Source organism: Methylomonas methanica, from assembly GCF_001644035.1.
In the GTDB taxonomy this organism is placed as follows: Bacteria; Pseudomonadota; Gammaproteobacteria; order Methylococcales; family Methylomonadaceae; genus Methylomonas; species Methylomonas methanica_A.
This window is the reverse complement of record NZ_LUUG01000036.1, coordinates 1-1,617: the sequence shown is the minus strand read 5'-3', so window position 1 is coordinate 1,617 and position 1,617 is coordinate 1. Positions and strand designations below refer to the sequence as shown.

Genomic DNA, 1,617 nt, shown 5'->3' with positions numbered 1-1,617 from the left:
TAAGTCACGGATTCAGGTATAAATAAAACTCATTGGACATAAAAAATGAAGTCAATCAGAAGAACTTTCATCAAAGGTTTAATTGCCATTATCCCTCTAATATTTACCCTTTATCTGCTCTTCTGGTTCGCAGGCACGCTGGAGATGGCGCTAGGATATATTTTCAAGTTTATCTTTCCAGACAGTTGGTACATAAGAGGTTTTGGCGTTGCGTTAGCTATTCCTCTGGTATTTTTCTTCGGGTGTTTTTTGGAGTCTCGATCTTTCCGAAAAGTGTTTAACACCTTTGAAACACAGGTGATCCAGATTCCCTTTATCAAAAGCATCTATACCACCATGCGTGACTTTACCTCTTTATTTTCCCATGAGAATAAAGGTAAATTTAAGCAAGTCGTTTTAGTAAATGCACCGCCTGGCAATAGCCAACAGATCGGTTTTATTACAGTTTCTGATTTTGAAGATACTTCACATACTTTTATAACCGATGATCAGATTGCTGTATATATACCATTTAGTTATCAAGTGGGTGGACAAACGGTTATTATCTCACGCGAACATGTAATAGGAATTGATATGTCTGTTGAGGATGCACTACGTTTTATCGCTACAGCAGGTATTGCTGGCAGTGCTAATAATACCTGAACCTAACTGAGTTTATTAATTTTTTATATATGGATCTTTCAACAGGCTTGCCCTTCTGGCTGGTAAAAAATGGGCTACCGTACGATTATCCGCAATTAGATAATAATATTAACTGCGAGGTGATAATCCTTGGCGGCGGCATTACTGCCGCTATAAATGCCTTTATCTTGATTGAGGCGGGTATCCCCTGCGTTCTGATAGAAAAAAGGAGCATCGGTCTTGGTAGCACCATTGCCACGACCGCTCTTTTGCAATACCAGATCGACACGCCTTTGAGCACATTAATTGAATTACGGGGCGAAAGGCATGCGAAGAAGGCGTATTGTCTATGTGCCGAGTCGATTGATACCTTGGCCAAAATCAGTAAAAAAGTGGGGTACGACGATTTTGAAAGGAAAAGCAGCTTATATTTTGCATCCTATAAAAAAGATGTAGCTATGCTCAAAAAGGAATATGAACTGCATACATCGCTCGGTTTGGATATTCAATATTGGGATGAAAATACGGTTAAAGAAAAAATGGGATTTTCCGCTCCGGCTGCACTTTATAGCAATCATTCCGCCCAAATCGATGCCTATAAGTTATGCCATCTGATTTTTCAGTACTGCATCAAGAAGGGACTGAAAATATATGATCGGTCAGAAATAGTCGATATCCAACACAGCAAAAACGGTGTTGCCCTGAAGTCTATCCAAGGCCATAAACTCAAGTGTAATAAGTTGATTTATGCCACTGGCTTTGAAGTAGTTAACTTAATCGATAAAAACATAGTTCAGCTACAGAGTACTTGGGCCATTGTTAGTCAGCAAATCGAACACCAAAAAGAATTTTGGTACCAAAACTGTCTAATCTGGGAATCCAAAGAAGCCTACTTGTATTTACGAACAACAGCAGATAAACGGATTATGCTCGGAGGCCGGGACGAAGAAACCAATAACCCCAAGATCAGGCAAGCTTGCATATTCTGGCTCAACC

2 protein-coding genes are annotated in these 1,617 nt (G+C 39.8%); both read left to right on the top strand.

Features of this window, described 5'->3' with window-relative positions:
- The first annotated feature begins 45 nt into the window (after positions 1-45).
- On the top strand, positions 46-642 hold the full coding sequence (locus A1332_RS01685; protein ID WP_064006849.1) for a DUF502 domain-containing protein: 597 nt from the start codon (positions 46-48) through the stop codon (positions 640-642).
- Positions 643-671: 29 nt separating this feature from the next.
- Positions 672-1,617, top strand: a 946-nt coding sequence (locus A1332_RS01680; protein WP_064006848.1) for an NAD(P)/FAD-dependent oxidoreductase, incomplete at its 3' end; no start/stop codon positions are given.